Origin of the sequence: Pontibacter sp. H249 (assembly GCF_037892465.1) — a bacterium.
In the GTDB taxonomy this organism is placed as follows: domain Bacteria; phylum Bacteroidota; class Bacteroidia; order Cytophagales; family Hymenobacteraceae; genus Pontibacter.
The window spans coordinates 40,152-56,667 of sequence record NZ_JBBKTR010000018.1 but is presented as its reverse complement, the minus strand read 5'-3'; the positions used below and the strand labels follow the sequence as shown (position 1 = coordinate 56,667).

Here is a 16,516-nt window from a genome sequence, read left to right as displayed (position 1 = left end):
CTAAGTAAAACAAATGTATATTATACTTTGGCCTGTACTTTCTTACATCTCTAACTCCCAAACTCAACTCATTTTCTAAGCTTAAAGTATACAACTGCCAGCGGTGGTAGCTTCAGTGTAATAGAGTTTTCTCTTCCGTGGAACGGCTCAGGTACAGCATGAAGCGGCTCCGTGTTATGTGCGTTGCTGCCCCCGTAGCGGCCGTCATCGCTGTTAAATACCTGCACCCATTCCCCCAGGTGCGGCACCCCTAATTTGTAATGCTCGTGTAGTGCCGGCGTTAGGTTGCATACTACCAGCAACTCCTCCATGGGTGTAGCGCCTTTTCTTAAAAAGCTGACCACAGAGTTGTGTGCATCATGAAAATCTACCCACTCAAACCCTTCTGGCTCAAAAGAAAGAGCATATAGTGCAGGTTCAGCTTTGTAGATGGCATTCAGATCGCGAAGTTCTTCTTGTAAACCATGATGGAAACCGTACTGCAATAAATGCCACTCCAGGCTACTGTCGTGGTTCCATTCGCTGGTCTGGCCAAACTCGCCTCCCATAAACAATAGCTTTGCACCCGGGTGGGCATACATGTAAGCATATAGTGCACGTAGGTTAGCAAAGCGTTGCCATTCATCTCCTGGCATTTTTCTAACCAAAGCACCTTTGCCGTGCACCACTTCATCGTGCGAAAGCGGCAGCATAAACCTTTCAGAAAAAGCATATACCATACTAAAAGTAATGTCCCCTTGGTGGTGACGGCGGTAGACCGGATCCTTTGAGAAGTAAGTAAGCGTATCGTGCATCCAACCCATCATCCACTTCATGTTAAAGCCGAGGCCGCCATTCTCTACCTTACCGGTTACTGCAGGCCACGCCGTAGATTCTTCTGCTACCGTTTGCACATCCGGGAAACGGTCGTGCACCGCTTTGTTAAAGTCCTTCAGGAACGAAATCGCCTCTAGGTTTTCGCGTCCGCCGTGCTCGTTTGGTATCCATTCGCCTTCTTTGCGGCTGTAATCTAAGTATAACATGGAGGCCACTGCATCTACACGTAGGCCATCAGCATGATATTTATCCAGCCAGAAAAGTGCATTGCTAATCAGGAAAGATCGAACCTCATTGCGACCATAGTTAAAAATGTAGCTGTTCCAGTCAGGATGGTAGCCTTTGCGCGGGTCGGCGTGCTCATACAAATGTGTTCCATCAAAGTATGCCAGGCCATGCTCATCCGATGGGAAATGAGATGGGACCCAATCCAGGATTACACCAATGTTGTGCTGGTGCAATACATCTATTAGGTGCATCAGGTCTTCTGGAGACCCTAAAAGACTTTGCGCTGCGAAATAACCCGTTATCTGATAGCCCCACGAGCCACTAAACGGGTGGTACATGATTGGCATCAACTCTACGTGCGTAAAGCCCATACTTTGTACATAGCCAGGCAGTTCTTCTGCCAGTTCGCGGTAAGTTAATGGCCTGTTGTTGTCTTCGGCTTTACGCTTCCAAGATCCCAGGTGCAGCTCGTAAACACTGTACGGCTGTGGCTGTCCTGCCAGTTCTTGTCGGCGCTGCATCCAATTGCTGTCCTGCCACTCATACTGTAAGTTACAGACAACAGATGCTGTTTGCGGAGGCATTTCACGGGCAAAGGCAAAGGGGTCGCTTTTCTCAACCTGATACGAGTTGTACTGAGACTTGATATGGTATTTATAAAGCATACCTTTTGACACCTCCGGAACAAATCCTTCCCAAATACCGGAACCATCATGACGCACAAATAGGCGATGGCTGTCACGATTCCAATGGTTGAAATCCCCTATAACTGAAACCTGCTCTGCGTTGGGAGCCCAAACAGCAAAGTATGTTCCCTGCCTGCCGGCATGCTCCATAGGGTGCGAACCTAATTTTTCGTACAGCTGCGTGTGCCTGCCCTCTTTAAACAGGTAAATATCAAATTCAGACAATAAACTAACCGGATATACAGCACGCTGTTCCTGTAACTGCGCTGCAGAGGCTGGCTCAACAGGAACAACCTCCTCTGGCATAGCCGTTGCCGGAACAGTTGCATTCTTCTTTGCGGTGGTTTTGGCAGCGCCGCCTGTTGTACTTTTGCTCTTTGTGGTTGGAACAGCCTTTTCTTTACCCTGCCCAGCAGTTTTTGTAGTGGTAGCTTTGGCTTTAGAGGCCCCCTTTGCACGAGCAGGTTTACCTGCCTCACCGGGTACTTTATCAGTTACAGGCACACCCATTTCTGCTACAGGAGCCTCTTCCTTTTTACGTGAAGCGGCTTTCTTTGCGGTTGCACCTGTTTTAGAAGTTTTAGCTTCTTTTTTTATACTTGCTGGTTCGGTTGTTGAGTCTGTTTTCTTCTTAGCCATTACTGTACTTTCTCATGATGTATTTAATGCCCCTGATCGGGATAAGTACCCAATCCGGACGATTATTCAGTTCATATCCAAGTTCGTAGATTGCCTTCTCCAGTAGGAATGTCTGGATCAGGATCTCGAAATCCTCCTCATTTGGCGGCACCACACCTGTACCCATGGTTTTGCCCAGGTAATTGTGCATATAGAAGTTGCTGGCATAATGGTACCACTGCTCTGCCCATCCCTCCAGGTATTCTGCATCCTCTTTACGCAGGCCCTCCTGCTGGAAGTATGCACTATAAGCTGCATAATGGAACGAGCGAATCATACCGGCTACATCGCGTAAAGCAGATCGCTTAAGCCTGCGCTCACTAAACGAACGTGCAGGTTCTCCCTCAAAATCTATGATATAGAAGTCTTTGCCTGTAAACAGCACCTGGCCCAAATGGTAGTCGCCGTGTGTTCTGATTTTTTGGGTATCAATCTTTCGCTTAAAGATCAGTTTCAGTCTATCTAGCACCTCAGCGCGCATTTGCAGTACTTCTTCGGCCTCTGCCCTGATGTGCTCCGGCAGGTTTGGCAAGTGTTTAGCCAGACTATCAAAGTTTACACGCACCAGTGAGATAAGTGAAGAGTACAACGAGCGTTGGTAGTGCAGCGAAAAATTCTCAGGCACAAAGTCCTTGTTGTCATAAATACTGCTGAGTGCCAGGTGCATTTCTGCTGTGCGCTGCCCCAACAGTTCGATACGCTCTACATGGGCTCCACCAATTTGTAACTGAATATCATCTGGTATTTCAGTAAAGGCCATTGGTCTTGAAAGTGTACCCAAAGCCGGCTTTAGTTTTGCCCGGTCGTTTTGGGTACGGATACGCTCAAACATACGCTTCAACGAATCACCTACATAGTTCCAGGCATCTCCCTGGTTTGGCACCAGCTCCTGCAGCATCATCAGCACCATAGGTGCCTGCCCCGGCTCATGCTCCTCTACAGCTCCTAAAAACCGTGGTACATGTTCAAATCCTACATTATCTGTCAGCACCTGTACTACCTCCACATCCGGGTTTATAATACGGTCCAGTTTGCGGTATACTTTCAGGAAGAAGGTGTTATTGTAGATGATGGAAGTGTTGCTTTGTTCGGCAGACAATATTCTGGATGTTAGGTTGCCTTCTGCCTCGTTAATCATGCCTGTGACAACACGATGGCTGTAGCCTACAAGTTCTGCTCCATCTGCCTTAATGCGTTTACGCTTTGCAACCAGCTGCAGCAGCATCTGCCTGAATTCTTCGTTAAACAAGGCATCGTAAAGTATACCTTCCTTGCCATCCTGCGACACCCGTGCAATTACGCTGCTTGGGTTGGCACTACTAATCTCATCGGCCTGCTCTCCGGTGGCAAAGGCTACAGACAGTTGGTACAGTTCTGGCAATCCTTCATTATAACTCACCTCTATCAGCAACAGCGAAGCGGCCTGTCGGCCAAATGGCATAGACAGGTTTCTGATGATCTGCATACGCTGTACCGTACGGGCCTTGCCTCCGAACCAACGACGCTGCAAAATGTAAGGCGGCAGCAAACGGTTCTCCAGCAATTTAACCGACTGGTTTGTAAGTGCCTGCTTTAAGGAACTGATCTGTACAGCTGGTTTTCCTTGCTGTTCTGCCCCCTCCTGTGGCGCCTCCTGCGGCTTAAGCTCTAACCAGTAGTAGCCATGTCCGCCAACTGTAAACAGGTAGTTATCGTCCTTAACACCCGGGAACTTGTTTTTGCTGAACACCTCTACCGGAACATGCCCTTTATACTCGTGCAGGTCCAGTTCCACTGCCTCCGGAAAACGGGACAGGTTAGCAATCACAAGTATGGTTTCATCTTCGTACTCCCTGATAAATGCCAGCACTTTAGAGTTGCTTGGGTTCAGGAACTTTATACTTCCGCGGCCAAAGGCTTTGTAGCGCTTACGCATGTTAATGGTGCGTCGCATCCACCAGAGCAAGGAGTTTGCATTATGGTTCTGTGTTTCCACGTTCACCGACTCATACTTATACTCTGGGTCTATGATAACCGGCAGGTATAACTTTTGCGGGTTAGCTTCAGAAAAGCCAGCGTTGCGGTTATCGTTCCATTGCATCGGAGTACGTACGCCATCCCTGTCGCCGAGATAGTAGTTGTCTCCCATACCAATCTCATCGCCATAGTATACCACCGGTGTACCGCGCATCGAAAACAGCAAGATGTTCATCAGTTCAATCTTGGTGCGGTCGTTGCCTAGCAGCGGGGCCAGGCGGTGGCGTATACCCAAGTTAATGCGCGCCTGCGGATCTTTTGTATATACTTTGTACATATAATCACGCTCCTCGTCTGTTACCATCTCTAGCGTCAGCTCATCGTGGTTGCGCAGGAACATGGCCCACTGGCAGCTTTCAGGTATGGCAGGTGTCTGGTTAAAGATGTCGATGATCGGGTAACGATCTTCCATCTTTAAAGACATGAACAGGCGCGGCATGATCGGGAAGTGGTAATTCATGTGGCACTCGTCACCATCGCCAAAGTATGAAGCAGAATCCTCTGGCCACATGTTGGCCTCAGCCAATAGCAGTTTACCAGTATATTTCTGATCTACGTGCGCGCGCAGCTTTTTCAGGAAATCGTGCGTTTCGGGTAAGTTTTCACCATTCGTACCTTCCCGCTCGAACAGGTATGGCACCGCATCCAAACGGAAACCATCCACCCCAAGATCAAACCAGTAATCCAGCACTTTAAACACCTCCTTCTGCACGGCAGGGTTATCGTAGTTCAGGTCTGGCTGGTGCGAGAAAAAACGGTGCCAGTAGTATTGCTCGGCCACCGGGTCCCAGGTCCAGTTACTAGGCTCGTAGTCGGTAAAAATGATGCGTACATCTTTATACTTGTTCGGGTCATCGCTCCATACATACCAATCCCTGTACTTAGAGCCTTTCTTGGCACGGCGTGCACGTTGGAACCACGGGTGCTGATCGGAAGTATGGTTGATGACTAATTCTGTGATCACCTTCAGCCCACGGCGGTGCGCCTCCTTCACAAAGGCCTTAAAGTCCTGCATGTTACCGTAGTTAGGGTTTATGCTAAGGTAATCTGCAATGTCATAGCCGTCGTCGCGAAGGGGTGATGGGTAAAAAGGTAAAAGCCAGATAGCTGTTACGCCCAAATCCTCGAGGTAGTCAAGTTTCTGCATCAGGCCTTTAAAATCGCCGATGCCGTCGCCGCTGCCATCTTTAAAAGCTTTAATATGCAGCTCATAAATAATGGCATCTTTATACCAATGAATGTTGTCGTCTAGTTCAAATTTCTCGTCTGCCATAGTGTTGGTACAGGGTGTTTTGCTTATTCGTTAGTTGTATGGTGATCGGTTGGTAACCAGGTATCGTCTAAATTATCATGGCCCATGCCGGGATTTGCGGCTTCTATACGGAATACGTGCACAGGCATTTCGCCAGGCCTCAGTTCTACGTAGTTCCACTCGTCATGCCAGGTATATTTATGCTCCGTCAGCAGGTCGTGCACCAGGTACTGCTGGCCTTCTGGTATTTTTAGTTTCCAGAGCGGCACTTTTACCCAAGCCGACTGTGTATGATGCGGGTCTAGGTTTACGACAACCATTATCTTGTTTGTGAAGTCGTCGTTCCACTTGGCGTAGCAAAGTATACTTGGGTTGTCAGTCTCCCCGAAAATGATATTCCAGGTGGTTTGCAGCGCTGGGTTTACTTTACGTATTTTATTGATAAGCGTGATAACCTCTCGGATCTTGGTTTGCTTACCCCAGTCCCAGTGTTTAATTTCATACTTTTCTGAATCGAGGTATTCCTCCTTACCGGACACAGGCGTGGCTATGCCGAATTCGTATACCGGACCGTACAAACCATAGTTAGATGACATAGTTGCCGCCATTACTACTCTTGTAATATGTGCAGCCTCGCCTCCCTCCTGCAGCGCTACCGGGTTAATATCCGGGGTATTTGGCCAGAAGTTAGGGCGATAATACTCTCGCAGGTCCGTTTGAGTGAGCTCCGTCATGTACTGCTTCAGTTCATCGGCAGTGTTGCGCCAGGTATAGTAAGTATAGGTTTGGGTAAAGCCGATCTTTGCCAGGCGCTCCATCACCCGTGGCCGGGTAAAGGCCTCCGATAAAAAGATGACCTGCGGATGGTTTCTGTGAATATCAGCAATAACCCACTCCCAAAAAGCAAAGGCTTTGGTATGCGGATTATCCACCCTGAAAATAAATACACCCTGATCGATCCAATGAAGCAGCACGCGTCTCAATTCCTTCCACAAGTTTTGCCAGTCTTCGGTTTCAAAGTTTACAGGCAGCACATCCTGGTACTTTTTTGGTGGGTTTTCAGCGTATTGTACTGTACCGTCAGGTCGCCATTTAAACCATTGCGGGTGCTCTTTTACATAGGGATGATCCGGAGAACACTGAATAGCAAAGTCAAGGGCAACCTCAATGCCGTGCTCTCTTGCCTGGTGCACAAATTCACGGAAGTCATCTAATGTACCGAGCTCCGGAAGTATGGCATCATGGCCTCCTTCTTCGGAACCAATGGCCCACGGAGAGCCAGGCTCGCCGGGTTCTGAGGTTACGGAATTGTTTTTACCTTTTCGGAAAGCGCGGCCAATCGGGTGTATCGGTGGCAGGTAAATGGTATCAAAGCCCATCTCGGCAACACGTGGCAGCAAACGCGCAGCATCTTTAAAGGTACCATGGCGGCCGCCCTCCTGCGCTGCCGACCTCGGGAAGAATTCATACCAGGTACTGAATAGTGCTTTCTGCCTTTCCACGTCCAGAGGGAGCACCTTTTCGTAGGTAGACATATTCCCACGTTCGCAGCAGGCATTCATCAGGTCGCTTACATCGTGGCCGGTAGCCAGTGTTACAGCGTCTGCCACAGAAGTAACGTTCTTAAGCTCCTCTGCCCATTTATGTAACCGTTTCTGCTGGCCAGGCTTGGCAGTAGCTGCCGCATTCTCAAGGTGTTGTGCTCCTATCAGCAACTCAACGGCAATATCCTGGTTAGCTTCATACTTTTTCTTCAGGCCCTTCTGCCACGAGTAAAAATGATCTACCCAACCTTGCACCGTATACTCGTAGCGGCCCATCGAATCCGGTGTAAAGGAGGCTTCCCAGCGATCGTTGCCCAAGAAAGTCATCGGTACTTCTTCCCATTTCTTTCTTCGGCTGTGCCTGTACACAAGTATGGCCTTTACTTCGTCGTGTCCGTCAGCAAAAACATCGGCTGTAACAGTTAGCTTTTCTCCTACCACACGCTTGGCAGGGTATCTACCACAGTTTATCTGCGGTTTTACATTTTCTATAACAACACGTTTGGTTCCTTGTACTCCTTCCATGTAGTAAGTTCTTCTTAAGTTATGTAGTTACTACTGTCGTAAAAATATGTTTCGGACAATATTCTAAAACACATTGGTTGCTTCGTAACTGCACTAAATGCACAAGTAAATACGCTTGCAACGCTACACTTGCTTGCATACGGTATTTGCTAAAAATCCACAACTTATTACCCTAAAAGCCAGTTAATACGTGCTGTAAAATACCGTGCGCGTATGTCTATATTAAGAGAGATTGGAGCAAACTTTAAGGCAGAAAATGGAACAGTGTTTACGGTGTGGGCACCGGAGGCAGAAGATGTAAAGGTAAAACTGCACAAAGCTAAACCGGAAGAAGTGCCGTTGCAGCGTGAGGCTTTTGGCTACTGGACGGCTCTGGCAGAAAATGCAAGGCCTGGCACTACCTATACTTTTGTGCTGGATAAAGAGAAGGAGCGACCAGACCCAGCCTCACATTATCAGCCAGACGGAGTACACAAGCCATCCGAAGTGGTAGACCATAGCAGCTTTGCCTGGACTGATAAGAAATGGAAAGGCGTACCACTGCAGCAGTATATTATTTACGAGTTGCATGTAGGCACTTTCTCAGATGAGGGCACTTTTGATGGAGTAATTGAAAAGCTGCCACAGCTCAAGAACCTGGGTATAACAGCCATTGAAATAATGCCAGTAGCACAGTTTCCTGGAAACCGAAACTGGGGTTACGACGGCGTGTTTCCGTTTGCAGTACAAAACTCTTATGGCGGCCCCGACGGGTTGAAAAGGCTGGTAAATGCCTGCCACGCGCAGGGCATGGCAGTAATACTGGATGTAGTATATAACCACCTCGGCCCCGAAGGCAACTACCTCCGCGACTATGGCCCATACTTTACAAATAAGTATAATACCCCATGGGGCGAGGCCATTAACTACGATGACGCCCACTCAGACCCGGTTCGCAACTTCTTTTTCCAAAACGCCCTGCTTTGGTTTAGGGAGTATCACATAGATGCCCTTCGATTGGATGCTGTACACGCAATTTTTGACAATGGAGCTAAGCACTTTTTACAGGAGCTACAGGAGCACGTGCACCAGTTGGAGGAACAGGAAAGCCGAACGTTTATACTTATAGCAGAAAGCGACTTGAACGATGTACGCCTGATAAACTCTATGAACCGTGGCGGCTATGGTCTGGCTGCGCAATGGAACGACGACTTTCATCATGTCATTCATGCCATGGTTACCGGAGAGCAGAACGGTTACTATGTTGGTTTCGGAACGGCAGAGCAGCTGGCAAAGGTTATGACGCACACGTTTGTATACGATGGTTTATACTCTGAGCATCGCAAGCGCACCTTTGGCAGTTCGGCTGCAAATAATCCGGCACAGCAGTTTGTAGTTTTCTCACAGAACCACGACCAGGTAGGCAACCGCATGCTAGGCGAACGACTATCTCAGTTGGTTAATTTTGAGATGCAAAAAGTTGTGGCTGGTGTAGTAATACTCTCTCCTTATCTGCCTATGCTTTTTATGGGCGAGGAGTATGGCGAGCAGAATCCGTTTTTATACTTTGTGAGCCACAGCGATAAAGAGTTGATCGAAGCCGTACGTAATGGCCGTCGTGAGGAATTCTCTTCGTTTGCATGGCAAGGAGAAGCCCCCGATCCGCAAAGCGAAGAAGCGTTTAACCAGTCTAAGTTGCAGCACAGTTATACTTCTGATGCGAAGCAACTGCACCTGCGGGAATTCTATAAACGCCTGATTCTTCTCCGTAAATCCTGCCCTACTTTTGTGGCACCTGACAAAAACAAGGTGCTCGCTCAGATGGACGATCAGGACCAGGTGCTGCACCTGATCCATACAACAAAATCGCCGTATATCTACTGTTTATTTAACATAAGTGATGCACCTAAAACAGTTCATCTGCAGCAAATAGAAAGCAAGGGCAAGTGGGTTATGCTACTTTCCTCTGCTGATAAACAGTGGGGTGGCCCAGGATATGAGTTTGCACAAGAATATGAGTCCGGTGCAGAAGTAACTCTTCCAGCAGCATCCATACTTATACTTCAACATCAAGCCTAACATGAACCGCTACATTTGTATACACGGCCATTTTTATCAGCCTCCGCGCGAAAACCCCTGGCTAAACGAGGTGGAGCTGCAGGAGTCTGCCGCCCCTTACCACGATTGGAACGAGCGCATATCCGATGAGTGCTATGCCCGTAATTCTGCCTCACGCATCTTAGATGACAAAGACAGGATTGTGGATATTACGAACAACTACAGCAACATGAGCTTTAACTTTGGCCCTACCCTGCTGGAGTGGATGCAGAAAAAAGACCCTGATACGTACCAAGCCATACTGGAGGCTGACAAGAAAAGTATAGAGCGCTTCTCCGGACATGGAGCTGCCTTGGCACAAGTATACAACCACATCATCATGCCTCTTGCAAACGAACGCGACAAGCATACGCAGGTGATCTGGGGTATCTATGATTTTACAAAACGCTTCGGAAGGGCACCAGAAGGGATGTGGCTGTCAGAAACAGCGGCAGATAACGCTACTTTGGAGGTAATAGCAGAGCATGGCATCAAATTCACCATACTTTCACCGTACCAGGCAAAGCAATTCCGGAAGATCGGTGAGAAAGAGTGGCACAACGCAACAGGCTCAAATATAGATCCTAAAAGGCCATACTTGTGCAAGCTGCCATCTGGTAAGGAGATCGTATTGTTTTTTTACGATGCACCTGTATCGCAGGGCATTGCTTTTGAACGGCTCCTGAACAGCGGAGAAACCTTTGCCAACAGACTGGTCAGTGCTTTTGATGAGAAGCAAAAGGAGCCGCAGCTAATGCACATCGCCACAGACGGCGAAACGTATGGGCACCATCACCGCTTTGGAGAAATGGCACTCTCTTATACCCTGCACCACATTCAGGAGAAAAAGCTAGCTAACATTACCAACTACGGGGAGTACCTGCAAAAATACCCACCCCAGTATGAGGCACAGATTATTGAGCCTAGTTCCTGGAGTTGTGCCCATGGCGTAGAACGCTGGCGCAGCAACTGTGGCTGTAACACCGGTGGCCACCCCGAGTGGAACCAGGAATGGCGAAAACCACTGCGAGAAACATTCGATTGGCTGCGAGATAAGCTTATCCAAATTTATGAAGAGGGATTAGCGCCTTTCGGTGCAGCCCCATGGGATACACGCAACGATTACATTCAGGTGATCATGGACCGCTCTGAGCTGAACGTGGCAAATTTCATCAACAACCATACTTCCCGGCAACTGAACGAGGAAGAAAAAATACGCTTCCTTAAACTGATGGAGCTCCAGTACCACGCCCTGTTAATATACACCAGTTGTGGCTGGTTTTTTGATGAAATTACGAGTATTGAGCCGATGCAGGATGTTCTTTATGCAGCCAGAGCCATACAACTGGCCAAAGAGCTGAGTGGAAAAGACCTGGAACCTGAGTTTTTAAGTAGGATTTCTCAAGCAAAGAGCAATAAAAAAGAATATGCCGACGCAGCAGAAGCGTACCGCAGTGTAGTAAAACCTACTGTTATAGACTTGCTGCGCGTGGGCGGCCACTATGCTGTTTCATCACTCTTTCAAAAGTATACCGACGACTTTGATCTTTACAGTTTCAGAGCCACATCAGAGGCGTACGAGTTTATGGAGGCTGGCAGGCAAAAACTCGTAACAGGCCGCGCCAAAATAAAATCAAAAATAACCTGGGAAGAGGTAAACATTACATTTGCGGCTTTTCACCTCGGCGACCACCAGTTGTTTGGCGGTGTTCGGGAGTTTATGAGCATCGAGAACTATGAAAGCCTGAGAGCGGAGCTGCAGTCGGCATTTGGCAAGGGCAATGTAAGTGAGGTGATTATGCTGCTGGACAAGCACTTTGAGTCGCATAATTACTCGTTCTGGCACTTGTTTAAGGATGATCAGAAAAAGATACTTGACCAGGTGCTGGCCAATACCATGCAAGGGGTAGAAAACGATTTTCAGCAGCTCTACGACAACAACTACCCGCTTATCGCAGCCATGCGTTCTATTAATATGAAGCTGCCGCGCCCACTGCAAACCACCGTAGAGTTTATCGTGAATAACAGGTTATTGCGCGAGTTCGAAAGCGAGAAACCTGATCCCGATGAAATTAAAAGACTGCTTGAGGAGGTAAAACGCATGCGGATAAGGTTGAACTACACGCAGTTGGAGTTTGCTGTTACCAACCGGGTAGATATACTGATGCAAAAGATACAGCAGGAGCCACAGAACCTGAATGCTATAAACCTGCTCATCAGGCTGCTGGAAGTGTTAGAGGGATCTAAACTGGAAACTGATTATTGGCAAGCCCAAAACATAGCTTTTTACATGCAGCAAAACGGCTACAAAGACTATAAAAAACGTAGCGAAAAGGGGGACAACGAAGCGCAGGCATGGTGCCAGCAATTTGAAAAACTATACCACAACCTCAACCTGAAATTATAGCATGACATATATACCATCGGCAACCTATAGGCTGCAGATTTCGCCGAACTTCACACTGAAACAAACTTTAAACCTGATCCCGTACCTGCAGGAACTGGGAGTTAACACAATTTATGCAGCTCCTATTTTCTGTGCAAGACCAGGCAGCGAGCATGGTTATGATGTAACAGCTCCCTACGATATTAACCCACAAGTAGGCACGCAGCAGGAACTGCAGCAACTTGCAGCTGAATTAAGAAGCAGAGGCATGGGTTGGTTGCAGGATATTGTGCCCAACCACATGGCTTTTCACCCGGATAACACATGGCTAATGGATGTGCTGGAGAAAGGGCCTCAATCAGGCTTTTATACTTTCTTCGACATCGATTTTCAGCACCCAGATTTTGCGGGGCAGGTCATGGTCCCCTTTTTAGGCGATAAACTGGATAAGGTACTAGCAGAAAAGCAGCTGCAGATAGCGCTTACAGAAGAAGGCTTAAAACTACAATACTTTGACAACACCTACCCTGTTTGCCTGGCAACTTACAAAAACCTTTTGCAAAAAGCGCTGAAAGACTCCGGCGAGCCTGATGTTACGCCCCTGTCAGGTAAGTATCTGGGAGACCTGCAGCACTTCGAAGAAGAAGAAACTATAACCCCTGCCGCCTGGACTAACTATAAAAAGAAGCTCTACCAAACCGAACCACTAAAGAACGCACTGGATGAAGCAATAGAGCAGATAAACCAGAACGAGGAGCAGCTAAGGGAGGTACTGGAGCAGCAGCATTTTATACTTTGCCACTGGCAGGAAACAGAAAAGCAGATCAATTACCGCCGTTTTTTCACGGTAAACGACCTGATCTGCCTGCGCATGGAAAATAAAGAGGTATTTGACCAGTACCACCATTTTATAAAGCAGCTGTGCCATAACAATACCTTTCAGGGGCTGCGTGTAGACCACGTGGACGGTCTTTTTGATCCGACTACTTACTTAAAACGGCTGCGCGAAATGGCAGGCCAGGAAAAGTATATTGTAGTGGAGAAAATACTTGAAGGGGAAGAGCAGCTGCCTGAACGCTGGCCGATTCACGGTAACAGCGGCTACGACTTTCTGGCCTGGGTAAGCAACCTTTATACTTCGGGTAGCGGCCGTAGAAAATTAACTGAAGTTTACCGCCGCCTGGTACCAGATGCCCCCACGAATTACGAGCAACTGGTGTACAAAAAGAAGATGTTCATCCTTAAAAACTACATGGAGGGTGAGCTGAACAACCTGTTGCGCGTACTGCAGGAACGGCGCCTTATTCCGCTGGAGAACGAAGATAACTGGCGCGAAGCATTGGCTAACCTACTGGCTGCTTTCCCGGTGTACTGTATTTATGGCAACCGCCTGCCCCTGTCTTCTGGCGAGATAGAGGTAGTTAATCAGGCTTTTGAACAGGCACACGAAAAAGCACCGGAAGTAAAGGCACAGCTGGAGCACCTGCACTCACTTTTTACCCTAACCCCTGAAGATACAGATGAGACAAAGCGCCATAAGTTATACTTTGTAATGCGTAGCCAACAGTTTACTGGCCCACTGGCGGCAAAGGGTGTAGAGGATACAACTTTTTATAACTATAACCGCCTGATCTCACTAAACGAAGTCGGCAACAGCCCTGATATTTTTCACCTGGAGGCAGATGAGTTTCATGAGCGTATGCTTTACCGGCAACGTGTTTACCCCCATTCCATTAACGCCACCGCCACCCACGATACTAAACGCGGAGAAGGTGCCCGCATGCGCCTGAACGTGTTAAGTGAGCTACCAGAAGAATGGGAAGCGCACGTAAAGCAGTGGATACAACAAAGCAAAAAGTATACTTCTGAACCTACGGAGAATGATTTATACTTTATCTTCCAGACGATACTTGGAGTGATACCCTCAGAGGGAGAGGTAGGCCACAAACTGGTAGAGCGCCTGCAGGAGTACCTGGAGAAGGCACTGCGCGAAGCTAAGGTAAATACCGACTGGGCCAACCCAAACGAGGATTATGAGAATGCGGTGAAAGACCTGGTGCACCAGTTGCTGCAGGAGGACCAGGAGTTTAAGCAATCTTTTATGCCTTTCTATAAAAAGGTTGCCCACTTTGGCTGGATTTACGCACTTTGCCAAACGCTGCTTAAAATAACATGCCCTGGGGTGCCCGATATTTACCAAGGCACCGAACTCTGGGACCTGAGCCTGGTTGACCCCGATAATCGCCGCCCCGTAGATTACCGCCTGCGACAGCACTACCTTCTTAATATCCGGCAGAAAGAAAACCAGAACACACAGGAACTACACCGCGAGCTGCTACAGCACTGGGAGAACGGGCAGATAAAGTTATACCTCGTATATAAAGCACTTAATGCCCGCCTACGCTTTCAGAAACTCTTCTCTGAGGGTGATTATATACCACTAACCGTTACTGGAAAACATAAAGCTCATGTGCTGGCATTTGCTCGGCATTATAAAGAAAGTTGGGCGCTTGTAGCAGTGCCGTTGCAATTAACTAAACTGGTTTCTGAGGACAACCTTCCGCTTGGCTCTGAAGTATGGGAAGACACAGCTGTAGCACTGCCTGAGAAAGCACCTGGGCAATGGGATTTTGTATTTGGCAAAGGCAGCTGGCAAGGCAGCGGTAGTATGCCGCTAGCTGAGGTTATAAATTCTTTTCCGGTGGCATTTTTAACGGCAACAACATCATGATCATACCAAAACGCAGCAGTGGTTTACTACTTCATATTTCCTCTCTCCCATCTCGCTTCGGGATTGGAGACATGGGGCCGGAGGCGTATAAATTTTGTGATTTGCTTGTGGAGGCCGGGCAGCGCTACTGGCAGATACTACCCCTGAACCCAACAGAACATGAGTATAGCAACTCTCCTTACAGCAGCCACTCTGCCTTTGCAGGTAACCCTTTGCTTATTAGCCCCGAACTGCTGCAGCAGGATGGTTTACTACATGCAAAAGACCTCCAGAGCTCTAAGGAATTCCCAGAGGACAAGGTAGACTTTAAAACTGTTGCCAAGTATAAAATAGCCTTACTTAAAAAATCGTATAAATTCTTTAAATCTGAGTTACCCGATGGTATCTGGAAAGAATTTACACTCTTCCAGAAATCAAACCAAACCTGGCTCGACGACTTTGCTCGCTTCTCTGCCTACAAGGCCCACTTCTCGCACAAAAGCTGGGTAGAGTGGCCTGAAGAGATAAAGTATCGTGAAGAAGAGGCAATGAAGCAACTTGACGTGGAACTGGAAGATGAGATCGAATTTGAGGAATACCTGCAGTTCCTGGTTTTAAGGCAGTGGCAAAAGCTTAAGGCATACTGCAACAACAAAGGAATTAGCTTTTTTGGCGACATGCCTTTTTATGTAAGCCACGATAGCTCCGATGTATGGGCGCACTCCAAGTATTTTAAATTAGATCGCGATGGCAACCCCACCGGAGTCTCTGGTGTGCCACCGGATTATTTCAGTGAAACCGGCCAGTTGTGGGGAACCCCAGTATTTGATTGGGAAACGATGGAAAAACACAACTTTGATTGGTGGATTGAGCGCATTGAGTACAACCTAAAGCTTTTCGACCTGTTGCGCCTGGATCACTTCAGGGCTTTCTCAGCTTATTGGGAAGTGCCTGCCGGCGATAAAGATGCCATTAATGGAGAATGGGTAAAAAGCCCGGGTGACAAGATTCTGCAACTGATCAAAAAGAAACATCATCCGATGCCCATAATTGCTGAGGACCTGGGGGAAATAGACCAGCCTGTGCGCGACCTGATGAAGAAGTTTGACCTGCCGGGCATGTTGGTGCTGCTTTTTGCATTCGGAGAAGATATTTCTTCTAACCCTTATGCGCCACATAACCACAGCGTAAACAGCATTGTATACACTGGCACCCACGATAATAACACCGTTCGTGGCTGGTACGAAAAACAGGCCAGCGCAGGAGACAAACACAGGCTAAGCGAGTATAGCAACCACAAATTAAGCTCAAACAATGTGGCCGATGTAATGATGCACCTGGCGCTGGGTTCGGTGGCACAACTGGCTATACTTCCGGTACAGGATGTGCTGAGATTAGGCGCTGATGCTGTAATGAACGTACCATCTACCTCTAAGGGTAATTGGGAGTGGCGCCTAAAACCAAAGCAATTTACCCAGCAGGCTATAAAGCACTTACATGAAATGACCGCTTTATATGGCCGCTGCGATACAGGCAATACCAGCATAAACAATCTGTAGGTATAAATGTTGGCAATGTAGATTTAAAACCATACTTTAG

Annotated in this window: 7 protein-coding genes; 4 read left to right on the top strand and 3 right to left on the bottom strand. The window is 47.9% G+C overall.

Annotation, left to right across the window (positions count from 1 at the left end):
* Positions 1-68: 68 nt before the first annotated feature.
* From glgB to WG943_RS18325, 3 genes are read right to left on the bottom strand one after another with little or no spacing between them, the layout of a single operon-like run.
* Positions 69-2,369 (bottom strand): 1,4-alpha-glucan branching protein GlgB, encoded by a 2,301-nt coding sequence (glgB, locus tag WG943_RS18335; RefSeq protein ID WP_340411237.1) that lies wholly within the window; start codon positions 2,367-2,369, stop codon positions 69-71.
* Positions 2,362-5,697 (bottom strand): maltose alpha-D-glucosyltransferase, encoded by a 3,336-nt coding sequence (gene treS, locus WG943_RS18330; RefSeq protein WP_340411236.1) that lies wholly within the window; start codon positions 5,695-5,697, stop codon positions 2,362-2,364. The genes glgB and treS overlap by 8 nt, the downstream gene beginning before the upstream one ends.
* 23 nt (positions 5,698-5,720) lie before the next feature.
* Positions 5,721-7,745: an alpha-1,4-glucan--maltose-1-phosphate maltosyltransferase gene (locus tag WG943_RS18325; protein ID WP_340411235.1), complete on the bottom strand. Its 2,025-nt coding sequence runs from the start codon at positions 7,743-7,745 to the stop codon at positions 5,721-5,723.
* A gap of 213 nt (positions 7,746-7,958) precedes the next feature.
* Between WG943_RS18325 and treZ the strand changes: the two genes are divergently transcribed.
* From treZ to malQ, 4 genes are read left to right on the top strand one after another with little or no spacing between them, the layout of a single operon-like run.
* Positions 7,959-9,803, top strand: a complete 1,845-nt coding sequence (gene treZ / locus WG943_RS18320; protein WP_340411233.1) for a malto-oligosyltrehalose trehalohydrolase — start codon at positions 7,959-7,961, stop codon at positions 9,801-9,803.
* A 1-nt stretch (position 9,804) separates the two neighbouring features.
* Positions 9,805-12,228 (top strand): DUF3536 domain-containing protein, encoded by a 2,424-nt coding sequence (locus WG943_RS18315; RefSeq protein ID WP_340411231.1) that lies wholly within the window; start codon positions 9,805-9,807, stop codon positions 12,226-12,228.
* Position 12,229: 1 nt separating this feature from the next.
* On the top strand, positions 12,230-14,938 hold the full coding sequence (gene treY / locus WG943_RS18310; protein ID WP_340411230.1) for a malto-oligosyltrehalose synthase: 2,709 nt from the start codon (positions 12,230-12,232) through the stop codon (positions 14,936-14,938).
* Positions 14,935-16,476: a 4-alpha-glucanotransferase gene (malQ, locus tag WG943_RS18305; protein ID WP_340411229.1), complete on the top strand. Its 1,542-nt coding sequence runs from the start codon at positions 14,935-14,937 to the stop codon at positions 16,474-16,476. The genes treY and malQ overlap by 4 nt, the downstream gene beginning before the upstream one ends.
* Positions 16,477-16,516: the final 40 nt, after the last annotated feature.